Source organism: Actinomadura sp. B10D3 (assembly GCF_039871695.1).
In the GTDB taxonomy this organism is placed as follows: Bacteria; Actinomycetota; Actinomycetes; order Streptosporangiales; family Streptosporangiaceae; genus Spirillospora; species Spirillospora madurae.
Window position 1 is genome coordinate 25,070 of record NZ_JBDPLY010000036.1, and the last position, 24,699, is coordinate 49,768.

General features: G+C 69.0%; 19 protein-coding genes and 1 pseudogene. 7 read left to right on the forward strand and 13 right to left on the reverse strand.

Translation table 11 applies throughout. The features are described from left to right. Positions 1–43 precede the first annotated feature (43 nt). Entirely contained in the window at positions 44–1,693 is a 1,650-nt protein-coding gene (locus ABGB11_RS36865; protein ID WP_347640128.1) for an acyl-CoA dehydrogenase family protein, read from the forward strand. 316 nt (positions 1,694–2,009) lie between these two features. On the opposite strand, the gene ABGB11_RS36870 is transcribed toward ABGB11_RS36865, so the two are convergent. Together ABGB11_RS36870 and ABGB11_RS36875 are read right to left on the reverse strand one after the other, a co-directional pair. Continuing rightward, entirely contained in the window at positions 2,010–3,152 is a 1,143-nt protein-coding gene (locus tag ABGB11_RS36870) for a hypothetical protein (protein ID WP_347640129.1), read from the reverse strand. A gap of 482 nt (positions 3,153–3,634) precedes the next feature. Beyond that, positions 3,635–3,829 (reverse strand): hypothetical protein, encoded by a 195-nt coding sequence (locus ABGB11_RS36875; protein WP_347640130.1) that lies wholly within the window; start codon positions 3,827–3,829, stop codon positions 3,635–3,637. 260 nt (positions 3,830–4,089) lie between these two features. On the opposite strand from ABGB11_RS36875, the gene ABGB11_RS36880 reads away from it, so the two are divergent. Both ABGB11_RS36880 and ABGB11_RS36885 read left to right on the forward strand, forming a co-directional pair. Beyond that, positions 4,090–4,524, forward strand: a complete 435-nt coding sequence (locus ABGB11_RS36880; RefSeq protein ID WP_347640131.1) for a hypothetical protein — start codon at positions 4,090–4,092, stop codon at positions 4,522–4,524. Positions 4,525–4,680: 156 nt separating this feature from the next. Beyond that, positions 4,681–8,169, forward strand: coding sequence for a serine/threonine-protein kinase (locus tag ABGB11_RS36885; RefSeq protein ID WP_347640132.1), 3,489 nt, complete (start codon positions 4,681–4,683; stop codon positions 8,167–8,169). Positions 8,170–8,425: 256 nt separating this feature from the next. On the opposite strand, the pseudogene ABGB11_RS36890 reads toward ABGB11_RS36885, so the two are convergent. The 3 genes and pseudogenes from ABGB11_RS36890 to ABGB11_RS36900 all read right to left on the reverse strand — a co-directional run bounded on the left by ABGB11_RS36890 (position 8,426) and on the right by ABGB11_RS36900 (position 11,816). Further along, a pseudogene (locus tag ABGB11_RS36890) lies at positions 8,426–9,196 on the reverse strand (transposase family protein). Positions 9,197–9,405: 209 nt separating this feature from the next. Further along, positions 9,406–10,038 (reverse strand): tyrosine-type recombinase/integrase, encoded by a 633-nt coding sequence (locus tag ABGB11_RS36895; protein ID WP_347640133.1) that lies wholly within the window; start codon positions 10,036–10,038, stop codon positions 9,406–9,408. 476 nt (positions 10,039–10,514) lie between these two features. Further along, positions 10,515–11,816, reverse strand: coding sequence for an MFS transporter (locus ABGB11_RS36900; RefSeq protein ID WP_347640134.1), 1,302 nt, complete (start codon positions 11,814–11,816; stop codon positions 10,515–10,517). Positions 11,817–12,116: 300 nt separating this feature from the next. Here ABGB11_RS36900 and ABGB11_RS36905 point away from each other — a divergent pair, with 300 nt between their 5' ends. Further along, positions 12,117–12,755 (forward strand): TetR/AcrR family transcriptional regulator, encoded by a 639-nt coding sequence (locus ABGB11_RS36905; RefSeq protein WP_347640135.1) that lies wholly within the window; start codon positions 12,117–12,119, stop codon positions 12,753–12,755. A gap of 234 nt (positions 12,756–12,989) precedes the next feature. On the opposite strand, the gene ABGB11_RS36910 is transcribed toward ABGB11_RS36905, so the two are convergent. The 7 genes from ABGB11_RS36910 to ABGB11_RS36940 form a co-directional block, all read right to left on the reverse strand. Next, a complete protein-coding gene (locus tag ABGB11_RS36910; RefSeq protein ID WP_347640136.1) occupies positions 12,990–13,484 on the reverse strand; it encodes a response regulator transcription factor in 495 nt (164 codons plus the stop codon). Between the two features lie 168 nt (positions 13,485–13,652). Continuing rightward, entirely contained in the window at positions 13,653–14,714 is a 1,062-nt protein-coding gene (locus ABGB11_RS36915) for an LLM class flavin-dependent oxidoreductase (RefSeq protein ID WP_347640137.1), read from the reverse strand. A 21-nt stretch (positions 14,715–14,735) separates the two neighbouring features. Next, complete coding sequence (locus ABGB11_RS36920; RefSeq protein ID WP_347640138.1) at positions 14,736–16,151, reverse strand: aminobutyraldehyde dehydrogenase; 1,416 nt, start codon at positions 16,149–16,151, stop codon at positions 14,736–14,738. Then, positions 16,148–17,635, reverse strand: coding sequence for an amino acid permease (locus ABGB11_RS36925; RefSeq protein WP_347640139.1), 1,488 nt, complete (start codon positions 17,633–17,635; stop codon positions 16,148–16,150). The genes ABGB11_RS36920 and ABGB11_RS36925 overlap by 4 nt, the downstream gene beginning before the upstream one ends. Next, on the reverse strand, positions 17,632–17,901 hold the full coding sequence (locus ABGB11_RS36930; RefSeq protein ID WP_347640140.1) for a hypothetical protein: 270 nt from the start codon (positions 17,899–17,901) through the stop codon (positions 17,632–17,634). Before ABGB11_RS36930 ends, ABGB11_RS36925 begins: the two co-directional genes overlap by 4 nt. Then, positions 17,898–19,409 carry an FAD-binding oxidoreductase gene (locus tag ABGB11_RS36935; RefSeq protein ID WP_347640141.1) on the reverse strand — a complete coding sequence of 504 codons (1,512 nt, stop codon included), beginning with the start codon at positions 19,407–19,409 and terminating at the stop codon, positions 17,898–17,900. Before ABGB11_RS36935 ends, ABGB11_RS36930 begins: the two co-directional genes overlap by 4 nt. Next, entirely contained in the window at positions 19,406–20,644 is a 1,239-nt protein-coding gene (locus ABGB11_RS36940; protein ID WP_347640142.1) for a (Fe-S)-binding protein, read from the reverse strand. Before ABGB11_RS36940 ends, ABGB11_RS36935 begins: the two co-directional genes overlap by 4 nt. Before the next feature lie 122 nt (positions 20,645–20,766). Between ABGB11_RS36940 and ABGB11_RS36945 the strand changes: the two genes are divergently transcribed. Beyond that, a complete protein-coding gene (locus ABGB11_RS36945) occupies positions 20,767–21,501 on the forward strand; it encodes an FCD domain-containing protein (protein ID WP_347640143.1) in 735 nt (244 codons plus the stop codon). Between the two features lie 35 nt (positions 21,502–21,536). Beyond that, positions 21,537–22,259: a cache domain-containing protein gene (locus ABGB11_RS36950; RefSeq protein WP_347640144.1), complete on the forward strand. Its 723-nt coding sequence runs from the start codon at positions 21,537–21,539 to the stop codon at positions 22,257–22,259. Between the two features lie 29 nt (positions 22,260–22,288). Here the strand turns inward: ABGB11_RS36950 and ABGB11_RS36955 are convergent, their stop codons facing one another. Then, positions 22,289–22,936: a DUF305 domain-containing protein gene (locus ABGB11_RS36955; RefSeq protein ID WP_347640145.1), complete on the reverse strand. Its 648-nt coding sequence runs from the start codon at positions 22,934–22,936 to the stop codon at positions 22,289–22,291. A gap of 192 nt (positions 22,937–23,128) precedes the next feature. On the opposite strand from ABGB11_RS36955, the gene ABGB11_RS36960 reads away from it, so the two are divergent. After that, entirely contained in the window at positions 23,129–24,514 is a 1,386-nt protein-coding gene (locus tag ABGB11_RS36960) for a hypothetical protein (RefSeq protein WP_347640146.1), read from the forward strand. Positions 24,515–24,699 lie beyond the last annotated feature (185 nt).

The window sequence follows — 24,699 nt, forward strand, 5'->3', positions numbered from 1 at the left end:
GTTTCTCACCCGAACACGGTTCTGTATGCTGCGGTCAGGTCAGGTGACGGGCATACGGGAGCGCAGGGTGACGCACGAGGTCTTCAACCAGGTTCCGCCCCTCGCCGGGCACGACGTGGCCGACGACGCCGTCCTGCTGGACGGACTGGCGCGCGAGGGCGGCGGCTGGGCCGGGCCCGAGGTGCGGGCGCTCGGCCGGCTCGCGGGCACCGAGCAGGCGCAGGAATGGGGACGGCTCGCGAACGAGCACCCGCCCGTCCTGCGCACCCATGACCGCTACGGGCACCGGATCGACGAGGTCGAGTTCCATCCGGCGTGGCACGAGCTGATGACCGTGGCGGTGACCCACGGCCTGCACGGCTCCGCCTGGGCCGACTCCCGCGAGGGCGCGCACGTCGCCCGCGCCGCGAAGTTCTACACCTGGCGGGTGGACGCCGGCCACGGCTGCCCCGTCTCGATGACGTACGCGGCCGTCCCCGCGCTGCGGCAGTCCCCCGAACTCGCCGCGCAGTACGAGCCGCTCCTGGTCAAGCCGGAGTACGACTTCGGGCTCCGCGCGCCGCTCACCAAGGGCGCGCTGCTGGCCGGCATGTCCATGACGGAGAAGCAGGGCGGCTCCGACGTCCGCGCCAACACCACGCAGGCCTCCCCCCAGCCGGACGGGACGTACCGCCTCGTCGGCCACAAGTGGTTCACCAGCGCCCCGATGTGCGACGTGTTCCTCACCCTCGCCCAGGCGCCCGGCGGCCTGACGTGCTTCCTCGTCCCCCGCGTCCTGCCGGACGGCACGCTGAACCCCCTCCGGCTGATGCGCCTGAAGGAGAAGCTCGGCAACAGGTCGAACGCCTCCTCGGAAGTGGAGTACGAGAACGCCCTGGCTTGGCGTGTCGGGGACGAGGGCCGCGGCGTCCGCACCATCATCGAGATGGTCAACATGACCCGGCTCGACTGCGTGATCGGCGCCGCGTCCGGCATGCGGCACGGCGTCACCGCCGCGGCGCACCACGCCGCGCACCGCAAGGCGTTCGGCGGCTACCTGATCGACCAGCCGCTGATGCGCAACGTCCTCGCCGACCTCGCGATCGAGTCCGAGGCCGCCACCATCACGATGCTGCGCCTCGCGGGCGCCACCGACCGCTCGGTGCGCGGCGACGCGGCCGAGACCGCCGTCAAGCGCCTCGGCCTGGCCGTCAGCAAGTACTGGATCACCAAGCGCTGGCCCGCGCACGCCGCGGAAGCCCTGGAATGCCTCGGCGGCAACGGCTACGTCGAGGAGTCCGGCATGCCGCGCCTGTTCCGCGAGAGCCCCCTCAACTCCATCTGGGAGGGCTCCGGCAACGTCGCGGCGCTCGATCTCCTCCGCGCGATTCTACGCCAGCCGCAGACGCTGGACGCGTTCTTCGGCGAGGTCGAGCTTGCGAGAGGAGCCGACAAGCGCCTGGACGAAGCCGTCCAGGACGCCAAGGACAGCTTTACCGACACCGCGACGATCGAGTTCCGAGCCCGCCGCGTAGCTGAGCGCCTGGCACTCGTTCTCCAGGCATCGTTGCTGGTCAGGCACGGTCACCCGGCCGTCGCCGACGCCTTCTGCGCGTCCCGTCTGACGGGCGACTGGGGCTCCGCCTTCGGCACCCTCCCGCCGGGATTGGACCTGTCCCCCATCATCGACCGCGCCACCCCAAAGGTCGGCTGAGCACCCACTGAAGCCCATGCCTCAGGGAGCCTGCTGAGCCGCCCGACCGCCCCAGCCAGGACCGGCCCAAGCAAGATCATTCGCTAACGTACCCGTTAGTAGTTGTCGCAACGCAAGGTCTGGCTGCCGGGCGCGGTGGTGAGGCGCCCGTTCCCGGGATGCCGAGTCTCATCGTCGGCATCCCGGGAAGTCCGGCTCGCGGGCAGCTCCCGCCCGGTATGTCACGCCGAGCAGCTTGCGGAGTTCTGCTGTCGGTACTCGGTAAGTGGTGCCGATTCGGATGACGCGACATGGGAAGTCGCCGCGTTTGGCGAGTTCATAGGCGTATGTGCGGGAGAGTCCCAGGGCGCGGGCAGCGGTCATAATGCTGACGACCGTGGGCAGCGCGTCGAGATCTTGGTGTCGCATGGTCCGCAATCGGGCGGGCTGCGGTGCGCAGGGCGTTGCCAGCTGGGGTGGGCTGCGGGATGCGGCCGTAGGGCGCGCGAGCGGCGCGGTCGTAGGTGTCGGCGGCACGGCGGAGGTGCCGGTTACCGGTGGCCTCGGCGGCGGCGTGGAGGGTATCTGAGGCGGCCCAGCAGGCGTCTTGAGCGGCGAATGGATTGGTTGCGAGGCTGCGGCGGATCTGGGCGGTTGCATGAGCAGCGGCGCGGGCCGCATCGTCGTAAAACGCCTGCCGTTCCTCGGTGGTGAGGTCGCTGTGATCCATGGCTGACCGGTATTGGGAGGTGGGTGAGCTCCAGCGTGACTGGAGGTGGGTGAGTGACAGGTCGTCGGCAAGGCGGCTTCCAGCATGCCAAGTCGGTTCCTCGTCGCCAGGCTCGGTGGGGAGCGCGACGGCGTAGCCGGTGATCTCACCAGGCACATCCCGGCTATTGCGGACCTTGACCAGCAGGCCGTAGCCCTGGAGGCGGTCGAAGAAGTCCATGGTCGTCCGCGCTTCGCCGGCAGCGTGGCGGACGGATGTCCGCAGCACGGCCCGCTTCGTCCCCGCGGACAGGTGCCGTCCGTCCAACCGGCGGATGGCGGACGATTCGCAAGCTGAGCCGTCCGTATCTACCCAGCGGTGGCGAAGTTTGGGCAATGTAAGGTCGGCGGCGAGCTTGCCTCCCCCGTACCAGACCGGCTGCCCGTCCGCGTTCACATCACCTGGCGCGGCCACCGCATACCCGGTCATCTCACCGGCCGTCCGCTGGCTGAACCGCTGTTTCACCAGGACACCACCGGTGTGCAGGCGCTCGAAGAACTCCGTTTCGCTCCCGGCGCCAGCGGCCGCCGTCTGGACCTTGTGGCGCAGGAGTGTCCTGGACGGCACCAGCTGACCACGGCGGACGGCCTTCTGGGACTCGCCGCGCTTGGGACGCCGCGCAGCCGTCCGGTCCGCCGGTGCTGTGGGCCGCAGCCCGAACCGCTCCTCCACCGCCTGGCACGCATCGCGCACCCGAACCCGTCGCTCCATACCTCCGGGCGGACGCCGTCCGGACGCGCCAGCGTGGCCACGATGTGGACGTGGTCGTCAGCGTGCCGGACGGCGATCCAACGGACGACGTCCACGTCCCCCGCCGGAGCAATGCCCGTCCGGTGCATGATCTCGGCGCGATCTGCGCCCACTGCCCATCGGTCAGGACCGGGTCTTCTGGAGCGGCCCGGACGGAGCAGTGCCAGACGGGCTTGCGGTAGTTCCGCTCACCCAGCAGCGCCAGCGGCTGGGTCAGCACCCCCTCCAAGTGGCGGAAGTCGCGGCGGCCGTCGGCGCGCAACGCCGGTTCAAGGGCGGCTGCGTCCCCGAAGCCCGCCACGATGTGCGGATCGTGATGCTCGCCGTTGACGCCCGGACCGTAGAGGTAACGCAGCAGTCCTTGAACCCGGACACCGCGCAGAACCTTACCGATCACCCGGGGAAGCTCGGTGCTGTGAGTTCCGGGGCGGTGGCGGGCGCTGTCAGGGAAGCCGCCTTCGCAGCTCGTCGGCCAGCTCGTCCAGCTTGCGGACCGTCTGCGCGGCGGAGCGGGCGTACCACTGGACCGTCGACGACACCTCACCCGAGTTCAGCGCGGCGACCGCCTGGTTGAGATTGACGCCGATCCGCTGCGCTTGACCGCGCGCCTGCATGACGTCCCGCAACACCTCGCGCAACTGGTTGTGCTCTGCTCGCGACGTCCCCTCAGAAGGCCCGCTGCTCGCCGTCCCGCCTGACCCCCACCGTCCAAGCCATCCTTACCCTCCACCACCAGGCCGGATGAAGTTGGAAAAGACTCAGTGATCCAAGGCATGCCCCAGCAGGCCGAGACGGGGCCACCGCCACCGACCTACTAAAGGTCGCCGACCTGGCCATGAGCAGCTGGCCACCCCCGAAACCCGTTAACCGACCGTGGCGAGGGCCATAAAGTGAACGGATGCGGCTTGTAGGGAAGGACGAGTACGGGATCGACCTCTGCATCGCCGACTACCAGTTCCCTGACGCCGAGGACGCACGCCTCCGCACCAGCTGGCTCGTGATCGCTGGAACCGCGTGCAGCGAGGAGGGCGCCTGGTCGTTCCGCTGGCAGGCGCTGACACCGCCCGAAGCCCGGTCTTTGGCGACCTGGCTAGAAACCTCCCGGGCCGGGGACCACCTGCGCTTCACCGAACCCAACCTCTCCTTTGCGCTCGTGGAGAGGACAGAGCGCGAGACCGTCCTGCGCATCGGTCTGGACCTGGAGTTCTCGCCCCCGTGGCGCAAGCAGACGCGAGCGGGCGACCCGTACACCATCACGACCCGCCTCTGCGCCGCCGCTCTCCCGACCGCCGTCGCCGACTGGACCGCGGAGACCGCCCGGTTCCCCGGCTGAAACCGGCTCGTACGGCCGAAGGCTCGCCCCGCCCGTTACGGGCCGGCCCGCCAAGCCCGAACACGGACCGGATCGGTGGCGTCCCAGTGGGTGGTGATCGATGTTGCTCGGGGCGCGGTGCCCCCTGCCTGTCGGCGACGGAAGGGACATGGGTTGGTGGATCGACTGGAGTCCGAGGATCCAGGGCAGATCGGGGAGTTCTGGCTGGCGGGTCGGCTGGGCGCCGGCGGGCAGGGCGTGGTCTATGACGCCTACGGCCCCGACGGGACACGGGTGGCGATCAAGGTTCTGCACGGGGTTCAGGAGTCCCCGGCGGAGCTGGCGCAGATGGCGGCCGAGGCGCGTGCGGCGCAGCGGGTCGCCTCGTTCTGCACCGCCAGGATCGTGCAAGTGCGGCTGGAGCCGCCGCGGCCCTATATCGTCAGCGAGTACATCGACGGGCTGAGCCTGCAGGCCTCCGTCACCGGTACAGGGAAGCGGCCGGGACGTTTCCGCGGGGACGATCTGTACCGGCTGGGCATCGGGATCACCACCGCGCTGACGGCCATTCACCAGGCCAAGGTGGTGCACCGGGACCTCAAGCCCGGCAACATCATGCTCGGCCCCGACGGTCCCCGGCTGATCGATTTCGGGATCGCGCGGGTACTGGACACCGGCACGGCCACCCAGGGCAGCGGCTTCGTCGGGACGCTGCGGTACATGGCCCCGGAGGTCTACGCCGGACAGCGGGCCGGGGCCGAGGCCGACGTGTTCGCCTGGGGCGCCATCATGGTGTTCGCCGCGACCGGCGATCATGCCTTCACCGGCTCCGACCTGCCGCAGATCGCCTACCAGATCCGCACGCACGATCCCGACCTGACCGCGCTGCCCGCCCCTCTGCGCGAACTGGTGGCGGCGGCGCTGGCCAAGGATCCGCTGGAGCGGCCGTCGGCGCGGGGGATCCTGGCGGCCCTGACCAGCGATCCGCACAAGGGAGGCGGCAACACGCCAGACCTGGTGGACATCGGAGTCGCGCAGGCCGGGCCGTTCAGCGGGTGGGAGCCGGGCGACCCGGCGCTGGGCAAGCTCGCCGAGGACGTCTACGCCGCCCTGCCACCCGACGAGCAGAGGCTGGTCCCGGAAGTCTTCCTGCGATGCGTGGTGCCCGGCGAAGCCGCGGGTCTGTCCACCCGCCCGGTGCCGGTCGCGGAACTGTTCGACCGCCAGGACCCCGTTGAGGGCGAGGCACTGAAGCGGATGGTGCGGGCATTCGAGCCCCTGCTGACCAGCACAGGCGAGCAGGAGGGCGGGCGCACTCCCGAACAGATCGTCCTGGCCCGGCCGGCGGTACTGCGAGCGTGGCCCCGCCTGCGCGGCTGGGTCGAGGACCAACATCAGGAACTACCCGCCTATCAGCGCATCCGCCAAGCCGCCCGCGTCTGGGACGACAACGGGCGACGACGCGGTGACGTGCTGACCGGCGCCAACCTGGACCAGGCAGTGGGCTGGGCCAGCGCCGGACGCCAGCCGTCCCTCAACCGGATCGAACGCGGCCTGCTGAACGCCAGCACCCGTGCCCAGACCACCCGCACCCGCCGCACCCGCGCCGCCGCCCTGGTGCTGGCCGTCGCCACCCTGTTGTCGCTCACCACGACCGGGTGGGCGATCCAGGCACAGCAGGACGCCGCCCAGCAGCGCGACAAGGCCACCCGCCAGCGTGACACCATCGTCTCCAGCCAACTCGTCACGAAAAGCGAGCAGTCCAACGACCCGGCAGTATCGGCCCTGCTCGCCGCGGCGGCATGGCAGATTCAGGAAACCCCGGAAAGCCGCGCCGGTCTCCTTGACGTCCTCGCCAAGCCAGAGCGCGCCGTCCTTCACACCGACGCGGAAACGGTGGCCTTCAGCCCGGACGGCCGCATTATGGCCACCGCCAGCAGCACCGCCACGGTCCAGCTGTGGGATGCGCGCACCCGCAAACCGATCGGCGAACCCCTCACCGTCGACCCCGACGCCCGCAGCACCGTCTCCGCGATGGCCTTCAGCCAGGACGGCCGCACCCTCGCCACCGTCACCAGGAATTTCAAGGGCACGACACGGCTGTGGGATATACGCACGCGCAAACCGACCGGCGAACCTCTCGCCACAGACGACGTCCTCTCGGTGGCCTTCACCCAAGACGGCCACACCCTCGCCACCGCCGGCACCAACGGCGCACAACTCTGGAACACCCGCACCCACCAACCCATCGGCGAACCCCTCACCACAGACGACATCAACTCAGTCGCCTTCACCCAAGACGGCCACACCCTCGCCACCGCCGGCACCAACGGCGCACAACTCTGGAACACCCGCACCCACCAACCGACCGGCGAACCCCTCACCACAGACGACATCTACTCGGTGGCCTTCAGCCCGGATGGCCACACCTTGGCCACCACTTCCGACGACACGATGCGCCTCTGGGACGTGCGCACCCGCCACCAGATCGGTGCACCCCTCCCCGCACCCCAGAGAAGGAGCGACACCAATCCGCTGGCCTTCAGCCCGCACGGCAATACCCTGGCCCTCGGCGGCTACATGGGCGTACTGCGATTGTTCGATGTGGGTGCACATTCACTCTCCGGCGTCCCCCTCTCCGGCCACACCGACTACGTGAACTCGGCGGCCTTCAGCCAGGACGGCCGCATCCTGGCCACCAGCAGCGGCGACGGCACGGTGCGCCTGTGGGATGCGAACAACCGCGGCCAGATCGGCAAACCCCTCACCAGCAGCCGCGACACCATCCTCAACGGCTTCGGCCCGGTGGCCTTCAGCCCGCACGGCCCCATCCTGGCCGTCGGCGGCGACGACGGCACCGTGCGACTGTGGAATGTGGAAACCCGCCGCCAGATCGGCAAGCCCCTCAACGAAGGCGACATCGGTCCGGTCCTGTCGATTGCCTTCAGCCCAGACGGCAATACCCTGGCCATCACCCGCGGCAGGCTCGGGGGTGTGGTGCGGCTGTGGGATGTGCGGACCCACCGACCGATCAGCGCACCCCTTACCAGCGACGACACCGACGTCGTCAACTCGGTGGTCTTCAGTCCAGACGGCGGCACCCTGGCCATCGGCGGTGGCGGCAAGGTGCAATTGTGGAAGGTGAAGACCCGCCGCAAGGACGGCGCCCCCCTCAAGGGCGACGGCATCGGCCGGATGGCCTTCAGCCCGGACGGCTCCATCCTTGCCACCGGCAGCTATAACGAGGGCACAGTGCAGCTGTGGAATGTGAAGACCCGCCGCAAGATCGGCACACCCCTCACGGGCCATACCGAACCCATCCAATCCGTGGACTTCAGTCCGGACGGCCGCACCCTGGCCACCGGCAGCGAAGATGACACGGCGCGATTGTGGGATGTGGAGACGCGCCGCCAGATAGGCACGCCTCTCATCCCCAACATCGGCAACGTCAGCACAGTGGTCTTCAGTCCGGACGGCCGCACCCTCGCCACCGCCAGCGAGGACGGGTCCACCGACAGCCCAAAAGGCACAGTGTGGCTCTGGGACGTGGAGCCCCCCACCGACCTCGTCGGTGCCGTCTGCGCAGTGGCCGGCCGTCCGATGACACCCCAAGAGTGGCGCCAGCACGTCCCCACTGGAATCCAATTCCAGAAGGTATGCCCCTGACCACCGAGAAGACCCCTCGAAGGCATCCGGACGGCTCGGAAACGATCCCGTCGAGGGTGATGAACTCAATGACGATGACGCTCACGATGAGTGTCCTTTCGGTCGATGCTCACCCCTACGTACCGGCGGCATCGGCCCAACTCATCGTTCCCTGTCCAACTCCTCGAAAGAAGTCCGCTGGGGCAGGCCAAAGGCCTCGAACACGGCCGGATCGGCGAACATGGCTTTGTCGGTGAGAAGTGAGCCATTTCCAACTTCATTCGGCCTGGTGGTGAAGGGTGAGGATGGCCTGGACGACTGCGGTCAGGCGGGACGGTGAGCAGCGGGCCTGCCGCAGGATGCGCCAGCGTTTGAGGGCGGCGGCGCCCTGCTCGCCAAGGGCGCGGACCCGGGCGTGGTGCCGGTTGAACAGCTTCTTGCGTTTGCCGAGTTTGCGATGCTTTCTTGCGTTTGTAGGGGGTGCCGATCGCGCCGCCAGCCCCGACATAGGCCTTGTCGGCGTAGCAGGCGATCGCCCGTTGGGTGAGCGCGTCGATAATGCCGTGCGTGCGGGCGGCGGTCAGATCATGCGTCGAGCCGGGCAGCGTCGGTGAGGCCCAGATCAGCCGTCCGTGCGGGTCGGTCAGGAACTGGATGTTCACCCCGTGCCGATGATGCTTGCCCGAGAAGTACAGCCGGTCGTTCCCGCCCGACAGCCGGTCGATCGGCGCGAAGGTGCCGTCCAGGATCATGAAGGCCTCGCGTTGTGCGATCCGCATCGCCTCGCGCAGGTCGGGCGCCAGTTCGGCGAGCAGGGCGATGACCTCGGTGACGTAGCGGTGCGCGGTCGCCGCGCCGACTTCGAACGCGGCGGCCAGGCGTTCGAAGGTCTCATTGCAGCGCAGGTGCACCAGGACCAGCAGCGCCTGGCGGGCCGGCGGGAGCGCTCGCAGCGCGATCCGATCCGGTGGCGGTGGCCGGCGATGAGATCGGCCACGAAGGTGCGGGTAGAGGACGACAAATCCAGCGCAGCGCGACAGAACAGCACCAGAGGCTCCTGGCAGTGCGATTGTCTTGGTCGACATCGCATCTACCAGGGGCCTCGCCGCGTCAACGGCCGGATCCGTCTACCGCAGCCACGCTGTGACCAGCACGATCAAGATGGAAAAGGCTCTTTGAACGGTGGATGTCGCTGACACCGCATTGCAGCTTCGAATATCGGCGGTACCTGTGTGTTTCCCCGCGCTGGAAGCACTCCTAGCCCAGAAGCACGTTCATCGTGGTTGCTGCGGCCTCGCTTTCCTCGGCCAGCGCCCAGACATAGTGGGTGGTGGATGTCAGGTCGTTGTGGCCCAAGCGGGCCTGGACATCCGGGAGCGGGACGCCGTGTGCCAGTAGGAGCGAGGCGTGAGAGTGGCGTAGTTGGTACGGGGTCACCTCGGCGCCGACGGCTTTGCGGGCCGGGATCCAGATGGTGCTCCATTCGCTGGGTGCCAGGTAATCGTTGCCGTCCCGGCGGATCCGCTGGCGAGTGACCTTGCCCTTTCGGGACATCGCTTGCACCCGATACGCCGACCGGTGGTCCCGGTATGCCTGTACGCATGGCGCGCACCTGCAGCCGTGCTTGCGGTACGTACTGACCTTGGCGTGAGTGACGCGTGCGCCGGTGATGGGTGAGATGAAAGTGGTCTTCGCGGCGCCTTCCATCTCTTCCGCGGTGCAGCGCGGGAGGTTGACCCAGGCCGTGTCCGGCATGAACAACCGGACCGGGAAGATCAGGTCGCCGGGCTTCATGCCGTGTTGTTGGACGTGGGCGCGGACCTTCTCCACCAGCGGCCTGCCGACCTTGAATCGGCGGTGTTCTCCGTTCTTGGTGTAGGGGCCGGTCACGAACCGGCCGTTGGTACATCCCCGTGTACCGGGTCGCCCCGGTGCGCTTGCTGACCTTCCTGGCTACGTACGGTTGCCGCATTGACTCCTCCTCTCGACCGGAGAACGAGTTAGCGAACCGGCTTGCGGACTGCCTGTCACAGCCCCGCACCAGCCACCACCACACATGATCAACATGCATGCTGACCTGCTATTTTACGCCGACGCCTTCTGCGCCACCCGCCTCGCAGGCGACTGGGCACCGCCTTCGGCACCCTCCCCCCAGGCCTCGACCTGGCCCCGATCATCGCCCGCACCACCCCCAAACTCGGCTGAGCCAGGCGGCCTTCATCACCGGTACCCACTGGGCGCTCGACGCCGGCTTCTCGGTCCCTGAGATCGGACGGGCATCGGATCGGCAAGGGCAAGGAACCCGAGCGCACCTATTAAATGGTGCTCGGCCACGACCTGACGCGTGAATTGCCGCAGAACCCGGATTAGTGATCACGCTCAGCGAGGAAGAGAACGATGGCCATTGGAACGACTACGGTCATCGCGGCGATTGCGAGAGCTCCGTAGGAAAGGGCTGTGACAATCACACCGGCTATGAGCCCGCCGAGCGCTGCGGTGCCGTTCATCAGCAGATCCGACAGACCTTGGACGGCAGGTCGTCGCTGGGGCGAGACCGACTCGGTCAGCAGTGCCGAGCCGGCCACCAGCCCGAACGACCAGCCGAGTCCCAGGAGGAAGAGGGCGATGGCCAGTCGGGTCACGTGGTTCGGGGCAGACACCGCCGCAAGCGCGGCCGCACTGGCCAGGAGTACCATTCCGGCGAGCAGTACACGGATCCGCCCGAACCGATCGGCCAGCCAGCCCGGCAGTGGGGACAGCGCATACATCCCTGCGATGTGCAGGCTGATGACGACTCCGACGATGGTCAGGCTCGCATGACCGTGATCGAGGTGGACAGGCGTCATCACCATGACCGATACCATCACGACGTGGCTGACCGTGATCACGGCCACCGCCAGGCGTGCGCGCGGAGTACTGAGCAGTACCTCCCAACCGCCCTGCTTGCCGCGCCTCCCGGCGAAAGGGCCTTCGCTGGGGGCGGAGGTCCGAGCGGCAGAGTGCTTGGCATCACTACTGCTGCGGAGGGGGTCGGGGTGCAGGAACGCGATGATTCCGAGCAGGGTGGCCCCGAACGCGATCGCTGACAGCGCGTAGGGCCCTACCCAAGCCGCCAGGCCCAGCGTGCGGCCGAGCCGGTCGGCGGGTTCGGCCAGATTGGGGCCCGCGATCGAGCCGACGGTAGTGGCCCAGACGACCAGCGACAGGTCGCGGGCGGTGTGACCGGGCTGGGACAGATCGGTGGCTGCGTACCGGGCGGCCAGACCGGCCGCCGACCCGCTGCCCGCGAAGAACAGACCGGCCAGCAGCAACGGCCACCAGCCGAGAGCGACGGCGATCGCGGCGGTCACCGTTCCCACGGTGGCAGCGGCGTAGGCCATCGACAGGGCGGGGCGCCGCCCGTACCGGGTGGCCACCCGCGCCATCGGTACGGCCAGGACGCCCGCGCCGGTCACGGCGCTGGTCTGCGCCAGCCCCCCGACCGTCTCCGACCCTGACAGGTTCGTGGCGATCAGTGCACCGACCGCGATGCCGGTGCCCACGCCCACCCCGCCGAATATCTGCGAGACGGTGAGTACCGCCAGTATCCGGCTCTGCGCTGGATGTCGCTCGGCGCCCTGAGGTTTCTGTTCGGGTGTAACGCCGTCGAGGGGATTCTTTGTCGCCATAGCGCTACCTGCCTCTCAAATGGGGCCGTCGGCAACAGTGCTGCGGTGACGGCAGCACCGAGCCGACCACCAGGGCTACGTGGCCGCCGACCCCACGACGGCGCTGTTGACGCGATGGTGGAGCCCTCGCCGGGGTTCACTGCCACATGGCGACCAGGTCGGCGAGCCGGTCCTTGACATTCTGCGGGGCCTTGGACGGCTCTCCTTCGGCCGGACTCTGGGTGCAACGGCTGTTACACTGAACTTCAGTACATATTTGGACTGTAGTCGAATTTCAGATCTAAGTCTAGGAGTTGTCAGGTGCCGTCCTCTTCCGATCCCGTTGTCGAATCCCCTGCTCCACTGGGCCGTCGTGAACGCAAGAAGCTCCAGACGAAGGAGCGCATCGTCGACTGCGCCGTGGCCCTATTCGCCTCGCGTGGCTATGACTCCACGACGATGGAGGACATCGGCGAAGGCGCGGACGTCTCCCGGGCCACGGTCTTCAACTACTTCGCCCGCAAGGAGGACATCGTCATCGAGGTGTTCGCCCGGCGCCGCGCCAGGCTCGCCGAAATCGTCGCCGAGGCCATGGAGCAGACAGACGCCACACCCGGCAGGCTCCGCCGCGCGTTGACCGGTCTGGCTCGCCTCAACCAGGACGAGCCCGCCGCCGGACGGGCCATCGCGCGCGCCTGGCTGCGCGCCGGCGGCCCTTTGATGCCCAATGCCACCGACAGCGCGGCATTGTTCACCGACATCGTCCGTACCGGGCAGCGCCAGGGCGACGTCCCACCCGATCTCGACGCCACCCGTGCAGGTCTGGTCATCCTCGACACCTACCTCGGAGTGCTCTTCCGGTGGGTCGACGATGAGGACGGCCGGTACGACTTCGAAGAGAACCTGTTGGCCACGCTCGATCTGCTGCTCACCGGGATCACCCGCGATCCGCGGGCCTAGTTGTGGCGGGGCAGGTAGCCGGTTCTCGCCGAGGAATCCGCATCGTCAGCTTGCAATACAGACAAGCACAGGATTACTTCAGATGAGTTTCACCTTGTCACCGCCGTCGGCCAGGATCCAGCAGAACTGACTCCCTGGCCCGGCCACTTGGCCTGGTGCACCACTCGTCCCACATTTCGTGGACCTTCACACCTTGCCGACAACGCGCGAAGGCTCGATCATTACTCGGATGAGCTACCTACGGAGCCCGTCATAACTAACCGGCCGCGTGCCGAACGCCCAGCAGTTCCAGCTCCACCGTCGGGGTAGCCGTGCTGAACACCGTCGGCGCCTGCCCGGCGTCGGCAATTGAGGAAATCGGTTTCCGGTGCGGATCAGATCCGGCCAGGGTTGAATCCAGCCCTCCTCCCAGGCACGGTGCGCGGCCGCATGCCGCGAGTTCGCGCCCAGTTTCGCCATGGCCGACGAAAGATAGTTGCGGACCGTGCCCGGGGCGAGGCGCACCTCGGCGGCGATCTGGTTGATCGAGGCTCCCGTCCGGGACGGGTTCAAGACCTCCAACTCCCGGGCGGTGAGCGGGCAGTCGTTCTCGGTCAGCGCGGACGCGGCGTTGTCGGGGGCGACGTAGCGGCGGCCGGCGGCGACGTCCCGGACGATCTCCGCGAGCCGGGTCGAGGACGTTGTCTTCGGGACGAACCCGCTCACCCCAACCGCCAGCAGTGCACCCACCGCACACGCCGCGCCGATCGCCGTCGCTGTTTTCGGGTCCCGGTATGCCGCACCGGCACGTTCGTGCGCGGCGCAAGATCACCGTGGTTGCTCGCGTTCGCGCGGATCCCGGACGAACTGAGCCCCGAATTGGGCACACGGGTCGGCGGGGCCGCGCGGTGGTCCTGGTTATGTGGGCTGGTCGTTGAAGGCGGGCATTACCTGGTCGTGGACCAGGCGCAACTGGTCGCGCATGGTGGCTATGCCGGGGAGTTCCATGCCGGAGAAGGCCTTGACCAGTGCCGCGTCCGTGATGGCCAGGACGAGGTGGTTCACGCCGGTCGACGCGATCTCGGTCTTGATCTTCTCGGTGCATTCCTCCGGGGTGCCCGCGACCGAGAGCTTGTCGGCCAGTTCCGGTGATGTCAGCTCGTACGCGCGGTCCACGCGGCCTTCGCCGACGGCGGCGATGATGTCGGTCAGGTCGGCCGGGTCCACGTCGTTGCGGGCCAGCTGTTCGGCGGGCATCGACGACGCGTACAGGCCCACCATCGCGCGGGCGGCGTCCTTGGCGGCGCGGGAGTCGGGGCCGGTCGAGAAGACGATCCAGGCGCCCAGGTCCAGGGAGTCGGCGTCGCGGCCCGCGCGTTCGGCTCCGATGCGGACGTTCTCCACCATGTACTCGTAGGCTCGTTTGGTGTAGCTGAGCGCGTGGTGGACGCCGTCGGTCAGCTCGCCGGCCGCCTGGAACGACTTCGGGCCGCGCATCGCGCCCATCTTCACGGGGACGCGTTCCTGCGCCGGACGCGCGAAGGTGAACAGGCCGTTGTAGGAGAAGAACTCGCCGTCGTAGGTGATCGCGCCTTCGTCCAGGAGGGTGCGGACGACGTGGTGCGCCTCCTTCAGGCGGGACAGCGGCTTCGTCTTCGCCCAGTCGATGCCGTACTGCGCCAGCAGACCGAAGTTGCCGGAGCCGAGCACGCACTCGGCGCGGCCTCCGGTCAGCTCGTCGAGCGTCGCCGTCGCCTGGGCGATCAGGGACGGCTCGCGCAGGGTGATCGCGGACAGGCTCGGGCCGAAGCGGAGGTTGTTCGTCTTGTCCGCGGCCGCGGCGAACAGCAGCCACAGGTCCTTGTGCCAGGTCTCGTCCGCCGCGTAGCAGGCGTAGTAGCCGAGCTCGTCGGCGAGCTTGATGGATTCGATCGTGTCGTCGAGCGGATAGTCGGGCAGTATCACGAAGCTGAACCGCATGGGGCTTCCCTTTCGAAGCGGCTAAACGTCCAGGTTGGACATGACGTGCTTGATCCGGGTGTAGTCCTCGATGCCGTACATCGACAGGTCCTTGCCGTAGCCGGAGTGCTTGAAGCCGCCGTGCGGCATCTCCGCCACCAGGGGGATGTGCGTGTTGATCCACACGCAGCCGAAGTCGAGCTCGCGCGACATCCGCATGGCCCGGCCGTGGTCCCGCGTCCACACCGATGAGGCGAGCCCGTACTCCACCCCGTTCGCCCACCGCAGCGCCTCGGCCTCGTCGGTGAACCGCTGCACGCTGATCACCGGGCCGAACACCTCGTGCTGCACCATCTCGTCGTCCTGCCGCAGGCCGGACACGACGGTCGGGGCGTAGAAGAAGCCCTGCGAGCCGACGCGCCCGCCTCCCGCGGCCACCGACGCGTGGTCGGGCAGCAGGTCGAGGAAGCCGCTGACCTTCGCCAGCTGGTCGGCGTTGTTCAGCGGGCCGTAGTCGCCGTCGACACCGGTCGACGTGCCGGCGGCCTGCTCGGCGAGCGCGGAGACGAGGTCGTCGTGGACGCCCGGCGCGGCCAGCACCCGGCTCGCGGCGGTGCAGTCCTGCCCGGCGTTGAAGTACCCCGCCTCGGCGATGGCCTCCGCGGTGGCGGCGATGTCGGCGTCGTCGAACACGATGACCGGCGCCTTGCCGCCGAGCTCGAGGTGCACCCGCTTCAGGTCGGTGGCCGCCGCGGCGGCCACCTCGCGACCGGCGCGCACCGAGCCGGTGATCGACGCCATCGCCGGGATCTCATGGGATACCAGCGCGGCTCCGGTCTCCCGGTCACCGCAGATCACGTTGAACACTCCGGGCGGGAGGAACTCCGCGGCCAGCTCCGCGAGGAACACCGTCGACACGGGCGTCGTGTCGGACGGCTTGAGCACCACCGTGTTCCCGGCCGCGAGCGCCGGCCCGAACTTCCACAGCGCCATCAGCGCCGGGTAGTTCCACGGGGTCACCTGCGCGCACACCCCGACCGGCTCGCGCCGGATCCAGGAGGTGTGCCCGCGCATGTACTCCCCCGTCGACCTGCCTTCCAGCACCCGCGCGCCGCCCGCGAAGAACCGGAGCTGGTCGAGCAGCATCGGCAGTTCCTCCTGCCGGGTCAGCTCCAGCGGCTTGCCGGTGTTCTCGCACTCCAGCGCGAGGAGTTCGTCCGCGCGCTCCTCGATCCGGTCGGCGAGGCGCAGCAGCGCCAGTTGCCGCTCGGCGGGCGTCGTGTCCCGCCACGAGGCGAACGCGTCCCGCGCGACGGTCAGCGCACGGTCGACGTCGACCGGCGAGGACACCGGCGCGGACGCGAACACCGTGCCCGTGGCGGGATCGACCAGGTCGGCCGTGCGGCCGTCGGCCGCGTCCACATAGGACCCGCCGACGAAGTTCCGTACCTTCTTCATGCGTCCTCCCGATTGATCGCGTCACCTGCGGTCGCCGTACTGTGCCGGTACGGCCGCAAGGTCATCATCAGCAGCAGTCCCACTCCTGCGACGACGACGCCGGACAGGAGCACGAGGTAGTTGTCGTACCAGGGCGCGCCCTCGGTGCGCGGCCACACCATGTTCACGATCGCCGCGACCCCGTACACCAGGGCTCCGGCGTTCACCGCGAACCCCCAGTGCCCCAGCCTGAACGACCCGGCAGGCCGCCAGCCCTTGAGCCGCGCGCGCAGCGCGGCGAGGACGACCATCTGGAAGCCGAGGTAGATGCCGAGCACCGCGAAGGAGACGATCTTCGTGACGGCGTCCTCGGAGAACCCGGACACCAGCACCACCACCGCGGGCACGACGGCCGCGACCAGGAGCGCGTACGGCGGCACGCGCCGGTGGTGGGAGAACCGGGCGAGCAGGCCGCTGCCGGGCAGCATCCGGTCGCGGCCGTAGGAGTAGAGCAGCCGCGACGCCGCCGCCTGCAGGCTCATCGCGCACGACAGGAACGACACCAGGACGACGACCAGCACCACCTTGGCGCCGAACGAGCCGAACGCCGTGGTGAGCACGCCGCCGACCGGGTCGGTGTCCGCGCCGGAGATCACCGCGCCGAAGTCCGGTACCGCGAGCACCAGCGCGAGGCACACGAACGTCGCCGCCGCGCCGCCGACGTAGATCGTCATCCGCATGGCCTTCGGGATGCGCCGGCCGGCGTCCGGTACCTCCTCGGCGACGTCCCCGCACGCCTCGAAGCCGTAGTACTGGAAGATCCCGATCAGGCCCGCCGCGAGGAAGGCGGCCAGGTAGGAGCCGTCCGGTGCGGCGCCGAAGCTGTCGAACAGCACCCCGAGGCCTTGGTGCCGCTCGGCGATCAGCAGCCATCCGCCGACCGCGAGCGCGCCGAGGATCTCCGTGCCGAACCCGATCATCGCCGCTATGCCGAGGACGCGGGTGCCGCCCAGGTTGATCATCGTGGCCAGCGCGACCATGACCAGTGCGCACGCGGTGGTCGTGCCCGACGACGCCGTGAGGTCGACCAGGGAGGCCAGGTAGGGCCCGGAACCGTAGACCACCGACGCGATGGTGACCAGCAGCGCGATCGCGTACACCCACCCGGTCATCCAGGCCCATTTCTGGCCCCACAACCGGCGCGCCCACGGGTAGATCCCGCCCGCGATCGGGTACTGCGAGACGATCTCGCCGAATATCAGCGCGACGAGGAGCTGGCCCAGGCCGACGATGACGAGGCTCCAGATCATCGGCGGGCCCCCGGCGGCCAGCGAGACCGCGAACAGCGTGTAGATGCCGACGACCGGCGACAGGTAGGTGAAGCCGAGCGAGAAGTTCGCCCACAGGCTCATGTCCCGGCGGAACTCCGAGGTGTAACCGAGGTCGGCGAGCTGCCTGGCGTCGGTGTCCGGAGAGTGGCCCGCACCGGCGGTGGTGTCGGTCACGGGCCGTCCTCCGATTCCAGCTCGTCGAGCAACTCCTGTCCGGAGAGGACGGTGCCCGCCCAGTGCCGGTGCATCCATTCGAGATGGTCGCCGCGGCTCGCCGCGATGCGCAGCGTGTCCCAGTTGGGGAAGAGCTGCTGGGCGACGTGGACGGTCATGAGCCTCGGATCCACCTCGAAGATGTGCTCGAAGCGCTCCACGGCGACATCGCTGACCTGCCTGGCCGGAGGCGGCGTGTGCTGCTCGTCGTAGCGGTACCCGTTCATGGTGTGTCCTCGTAGGCGCGCTGCAGGCCGTACTTGCCGGGGTTCATGATGTTGTTGGGGTCCAGCGCCTTCTTCACCTGGAGCATCACGTCGTAGCCGCCGCCCAGTTCCATCGGCACGAGGTCGACCTCGCCCTCGCGGCACGACCCGTGGCAGGCGCTGATCGAGCCGCCGTAGCGCAGGGAGATCTCCGCGATGTCCCGCTTGGCGTCCACCCACGCGGCCCATGCCGCGTCGTCGAGCTCCTGCTCCCAGATGCCGACGTCGATCTCCGTGAGGTAGTCGACGCCGGTGTCCGCGCTGGTGTAGAAGAACATCCCCCAGTCGTCGAAGATCGGGTGCCGCTCGCGCAGCCGGGCGATGATGTCGTGCCAGTGCACCCGGACGGCGGGCAGGTCGGTGTAGGCGATCGCGGCGTCCTCGCAGTGCCACGACATCGGCACGACCTGCCCTGCCTCGGTCCTCCCGTGCAGCGGCGTCGCGTACCGGTCGTGCCTGGCGGCCCAGTCGCCCTGGGAGATCTCGTCTCCGAGGTAGCGCGCGCCCGCGTCGCGCGCCACGCGCATCAACCGCTTGCCGCCCGCGCGCACCTCGTCCTCGTTGCCGTACGCGACGGCGCAGACGAGCGCCCGGACGTCGGCGGGCTGCGGGATGTAGGCCTCGTCGTCGCGGCGGAGGTAGTCGACCTTCCACTCGTCGAACAGGACGGCGCCGGCGAACGTCGCCACCCCGGCCCGGGCGAGTCGCCCGACGCAGGCGTAGGCGGAGTCGAAGTCGGCGAACGCCCAGAACGGCGAGAACTCCGCCTCCGGCTTGGGATACAGCTTCAAGGTCGCCTCGGTCGCGATGCCCAGCGTGCCCTGGTGGCCCATGAACAGGTGCTTGAGCTGGTAGCCGCTGGAGCTCTTGGACACCTTGCGCCCGCCGCCGTCGCCGACCCGGATCACCCTCCCGGTCGGGAGCACCATCTCGAAGCTCAGCACCAGGTCCCTGGTGTGCCCGTACCGCGAGCCGACGAGCGACCAGCCGCTGGTGCCGATCCGCCCGCCGACGAGCGAGCACGGGTAGGAGGCCGGGTCGTCGGGGTAGATCAGGCCGTGCCGGGCCAGGACCTCGTTGAGCTTGAGCATGTTGATGCCCGGTCCGACCGTGCAGGTCCGGTTGTCGAGATCGATCTCCTTGATCTCGTTCATCCGCTTGACGTCCACGATGATGCCGCGACGGTCCGGCACCGCCCCGTCGGTGAGACCGGTGCCGCCGTCCCTCGGCACGATGGGGATGCGGTGCGCGTTCGCGATCCGCACCACCTCGGCGACCTCCTCGGTCGTGGCCGGCATGACGACCAGGTCCGGGATCCGCTCGCGCCACCGGTGCACGGGGAACGGCGCGGGCACGCGGGCCCGGTTCATCCGCGCGGTCTTGGAGGTCAGCACGTATTCGCCGCCCAGGGCGTCGACCAGCTCGCCGAGCACCCGGTCGGTCAGCTGCGTCGTCTGCTGCGCGGTCATCGGCCCGTGCTCCCGCCCACGTCGATGCCGCACGACTCGGCGAGCAGCTCGTGCAGGTCGACGACGTCGATGTCGCGCGCCGCGCCCGCCTCGGCGAGCGGCCGCTCGGACCATGGGCAGGCGGAGACGAGCGTGTCGACCTCGAGCTCGGCGGCCTTGTCCACGCGGGCGGTGCTGATCTTGGCGGTGAGCTCCGGCTTCTCGACCGGGAGCCCGCCCCCGGCGCCGGAGCAGTAGGACCACTGGGTGACGCGGTCGACGTCGTGGAAGGTCAGCCCGGGGATCGCGCGCAGGATCTGCCGCGGCTCCTGCCAGACACCCTTGCGCTTGTTGAGCCGGCACGGGTCGTGGTACGTGATCGTGCGCTCGATCGGCACGGTCGGAGTCAGCCTCCCCTCGGCGACGAACTGCGCGAGCAGCTCGACGACCAGGACGATCTCGATGTCGAAGTCGTCGCCGAAGTACCCCGGGTAGTCCTCGGTGAACGTGATGTAGTCGTGCGGGTCCAGCACCAGCACCCGCCGGACGCCGCTCGCGCGCCAGTCGGCGAGGTTGTGCTCGGCGAAGCGCCGCGACTGGTCGCGGTAACCCATCTCGGCCGCGGGGCCGCCGCAGCACCACTGCTCCCTCATGAGGCCGAAGTCGTAGCCCGCGCGCTGGAGCAGCTGGGCGACGGCCCGCGGCACCGAGGTCCGGTAAAATGCGGCCTCGCAGTCGACGAACAGGATCGTCTCGCCGCCGATCGGGAGTTCGAGGCCATGTGCCCAGTCGCGGACACGGTCCTGGCTGACCGGGACCTCGCCGAGCACGGGTTCGTGGGTGCGCTCGGCGGTGAGCTCGTTCCAGCGCCGGTAGCCGGGCTGGTGGACGTCGTTGTCCACCGCCAGCGCCCGCATCTGCTTGACCAGGTCGACGGTGCGGGTGCGGAAGCGGTAGAAGTCCCCGGTGAACAGGGTGTTGGGACAGCGCAGCTCGCAGGCGCCGCACTGGGTGCAGTTGACATAGTCCTCGGCCACGTCCTCGACGGTGAGCTCGCCCTGCTCCATCGCGACGACGTTGGCGTGGAAGGCGGTCGGGGTCCACGACTCGTTGCGGGTCACCTGCATGACCGGGCAGACCTCGCGGCAGAACTTGTGGCCCGAGGAGAAGCAGTTGTAGGCGGCGTTGCGCCAGTCGGACAGGAACTCCATGGTCACCGGCGCGTGACCCGAGGAGGTGGACTCAGGTTCGGTCATGGTTCCTCCACATGTGACCGCGGTCACGGTAGATTTTAAAATATAACTCTATATTTCAAATGACAACACCCAGCGATCTGGGAGCCAGGCTCCGTGGGGGTCCCTGGGGAGGAGAGACGCAGGTGACGGACGTCGGTGATCGGTATTTCGTCTTCGCGCCACTGCAGGACGGCGGCCGGGCGGAGGCCATCGCCCGGCGGATCAGCGAGGCGATCGGCCTGGGCCTGATCGCCGACGGTGAGCAGCTGCCGACCGAGCTGGAGCTGGCCGCCTCACTGAACGTCTCGACCGTGACCCTCCGCGAAGCGCTGATGCTGCTCCGGCAGCGGGGCCTGGTCGAGACGCGGCGCGGACGAGGCGGCGGCTCGTTCGTCCGGGCACCCGTCGACGCGTCGGTGTCCCGCCTTCGCAACACGCTGCGGGAGACCGGCGTCCACGAGCTGCGCGAGATCGGCGATCACCTGCTGGCGGTGTCCGCCACCACCGCGCAGCTGGCCGCCTCACGCGCGTCCGCCGACCAGATCGCGATCCTCGCCGGGCTGGTGGACCAGCTGGCCGTCGCGGAGAAGGCGGGCGAACGGCGCCGCGCCGACGGCCGCTTCCACATCGAGGTCGCCGCGGCCGCCCAGTCCACCCGCCTGACCCGCCAGGCGATCGACCTGCAGGGCGAGATCGGCGAGCTGCTGTGGATCCCGCTGGGCGAGGCCATCGAGCGCGACGAGCGGGTGGCCCAGCATCGCGCCGTCGTCGCCGCGATCGAGGCGAGGGACGGCCGGCGCGCGCGCCTGCTGGTCGAGGAGCACGTGGAACTGGCCATTTCGAGGCTGATCGACTTCCACCTGCAGCTCGTGCATTAGTTAGAGTGAAGCCCGACGTCGACCGTGGAGCAGCCATGGAAGCGATCATGTACACCGGCGACACCGCCGCCTCGGTGGAGGCCCTGGTCCGGGACACGTTCGACGGCATCGAGACTCTCCGGGCCCTGACCGTCGACGTCCACCGCCGGGTCGTGACCGAGGGCCGCGCCCCGACCACGTCGGACATGGCGTCCATCCGCCCCACGGTGCTCGCGCACCTGTCGAGCCGGCGCCTGTGCGCGGGCACCGGTGTGATCGCGGCGCCCGGAACGCTGGCCGACCAGCCGAGGTGGCTGGAGTGGTGGCGCAGGCCCGCCGCGGCCGGCGAACCGGTCCCCCTCGCGGTCGACCTCGACCCGGACAACATCGGCAGCTACGAGTACCCGCTGGCACCGTGGTTCGACGTCCCGTACCGGACCGGCCGCCGGGTCGTGGTCGGCCCGTACGTGGACTACGCCGGCACCGACGAGTACATCCTCACGTTCTCCGCCCCCATCACGAGCGACGCGGGCTTCTTCGGCGTGGCCGCGGCCGACATCCGCGCGACGGACTTCGAACGCGCGATGCTCCCCGTCCTCAACATGGAGGGTCCCGCCACCCTCCTGATCAACTCGACGGGCCGCGTCCTGGCCTCCAACACCCCGGCGACCATCGTGGGCTCGATCACCCGCCCCGACGACCTCCCCCGCCGCGAACTCCCCCACGGCCCCGACTGGGCCGACTGCGTGGGACTCCCCTGGTTCCTCGCCCGCGCCTGAGCCCGCCGATCACCTGCGCGCGATCGCGGTCAGCTCGCCAGCAGGTCCCGCATGCGATCGATCTCGGCCAGCTGGGTGGACTGGACGTCGCGTGCCATCTGCTGGACGGTGACGTCGGTGCCCTTGTCCAGGACGTCCTTGGCCATGGTGATCGCGCCCTGGTGATGGGTGATCATCAGCTTGAGGTAGAGCTCGTCGAACGCCCCGCCACGCGCGTCCCGCAGCTGCTTCAACTGCTCTGGCGTGGCCATCCCCGCCATGGTGGAATGCTGTGCGCCGTGGTTGCGGCCGTGCGCCTTCAGGACGGCCTTCGCGTTCTCCTTCAGCCACGACCGCATCGTCTTGATCTCGACCTTCTGCGCGGCGTCGATGCGGGAGGCCAGCGACCGCACCCGCTCGTCCGACGCCCGGGACGGGGCCAGCCCGGACATCTCCAGCGCCTGCTCGTGGTGGGGGATCATCATCTGCACGAACCCGACCTCGGCCGCGGTGGGCTCCGCGGCCTTGCTCGGACCCGCCACCTGGGTCTGGTTGGGCTCGCCCGGCCGGCCCGGGACCAGCACGGTCCTCGACGGGGCCGCTTCGGGCTCCGAGCCGCCGCCGCAGGCCGCCAGGGTGCCGGCGGCCAGCACCGCCACGCCCACCACCGCGATCCGGTACCGCATCGAACCTCCCACGTCACGGACCGTACCTGCAGAAGGGACCACAGGAAAAGGGTTCTTTGATCATCAACAAATGCCGATAAAGGAGCCCAAACCTGTACAGACATCCCGAAACCCTTCAGAATCGAGCCAGTTCTCGGGGGTCATGGAGACGAAGGAGTGAGGGTGCCGCCAGCTCTCAAGCGACGTACCAGACGAAAAAACCTCGTGGGGATCCTGTCGGGCCTCGTGCTGGCAGCCTCGGCCGTGCTCGCCCCGGCGGCCGCCGCCGACGGCGCGGCCGGGGACGAGATCAGCAAGACGCCCAACATGCACCATCTGGCGAACATCCCCAAGCAGGGGCCGCTCGCCGCACCCGCCGCGTACGGCTCGGACTGGGCCTTCAAGGGCCGGTACGCCTTCGGCGGCAACTACGAGGGCTTCACCGTCTACGACATCAGCCGGCCCCAGAAGCCGCAGGTCGTCACGGTCGTGCACTGCCCCGGATCACAGAACGACGTGTCCATCTCCGGGAACCTGCTGTTCCTGTCGACGGACAGCTCCCGCAGCGACGACTCGTGCCAGTCCGTGGCCAAGCCCGCGACCGACAAGACGGCGTGGGAGGGCATCAAGATCTTCGACATCAGCGACGTGCGCAACCCGCGCTACGTCAAGGCCGTCGAGACCAAGTGCGGCTCCCACACCAACACCCTCGTCCCGGGCAAGAGGGGCACGGTCTACATCTACGTGTCCTCGTACAACCCGAGCGACACCTACCCGGACTGCCGGCCTCCGCACGACCTCATCTCGATCGTGAAGGTCCCGCTGCGGAACCCGGCCGCGGCGAGCGTGGCGGCCGAGCCGGTGCTGTTCCCGGACGGCGGCAACCCCGGTGACCCGCCGGACACGCCGTGGCCCGGCCAGACCAGGGCCACCTCGGGCTGCCACGACCTCACCGCCTACCCCGAGAAGGACCTGATGGCCGGGGCCTGCATGGGCGACGGAGTGCTGTTCGACATCTCCGACCCGCTCAGGCCGCGCACCATCACCAGCGTCCGCGACGACGAGAACTTCGCGTTCTGGCACTCGGCGACCTTCAACAACCGCGCCAACAAGATCGTCTTCACCGACGAGCTGGGCGGCGGCTCCGCGGCCACCTGCAACCCGACGATCGGTCAGGAGAAGGGCGCCAACGCCATCTACGACATCGTCGGCAAGGGCAAGCACCGCACGCTGAAGTTCCGCAGCTACTACAAGATCCCGCGGCACAACACCGACAACGAGAACTGCGTGGCCCACAACGGCTCGCTGATCCCGGTGAAGGGCAAGGACATCATGGTGCAGTCCTGGTACCAGGGCGGCATCTCGGTCATGGACTTCACCGACTCCCGGAAGCCCAAGGAGATCGCCTGGCTCGACCGCGGCCAGTGGGCGGACAACCTGCAGTTCCTGGCCGGCACGTGGTCCACGTACTACTACAACGGCTACATCTACTCCAACGAGATCCAGCGGGGCCTGGACGTCATCGACCTCCGCGACCCGCGCACCGACAAGGCCAAGCGCGTCAGGCTCGACGTGCTCAACGCCCAGTCCCAGCCGAACTACTTCGACTGATCTGAGCGGACGGGTCCTCGCCCCCGCCGGGCCACGAGCCTGGCGGGGCCGAGGACCCTGCCTGTTGCGCTTTCCTCGCCCCCAGCGCAGATCCCTGCTCCCCTCGCCCCCGCGTGTGACGGCGCGGGATTTCGTGTGCCCGCGCTGGTGAGCGCCGCTCCAGCAGGTTCGAAAACATTCGATCA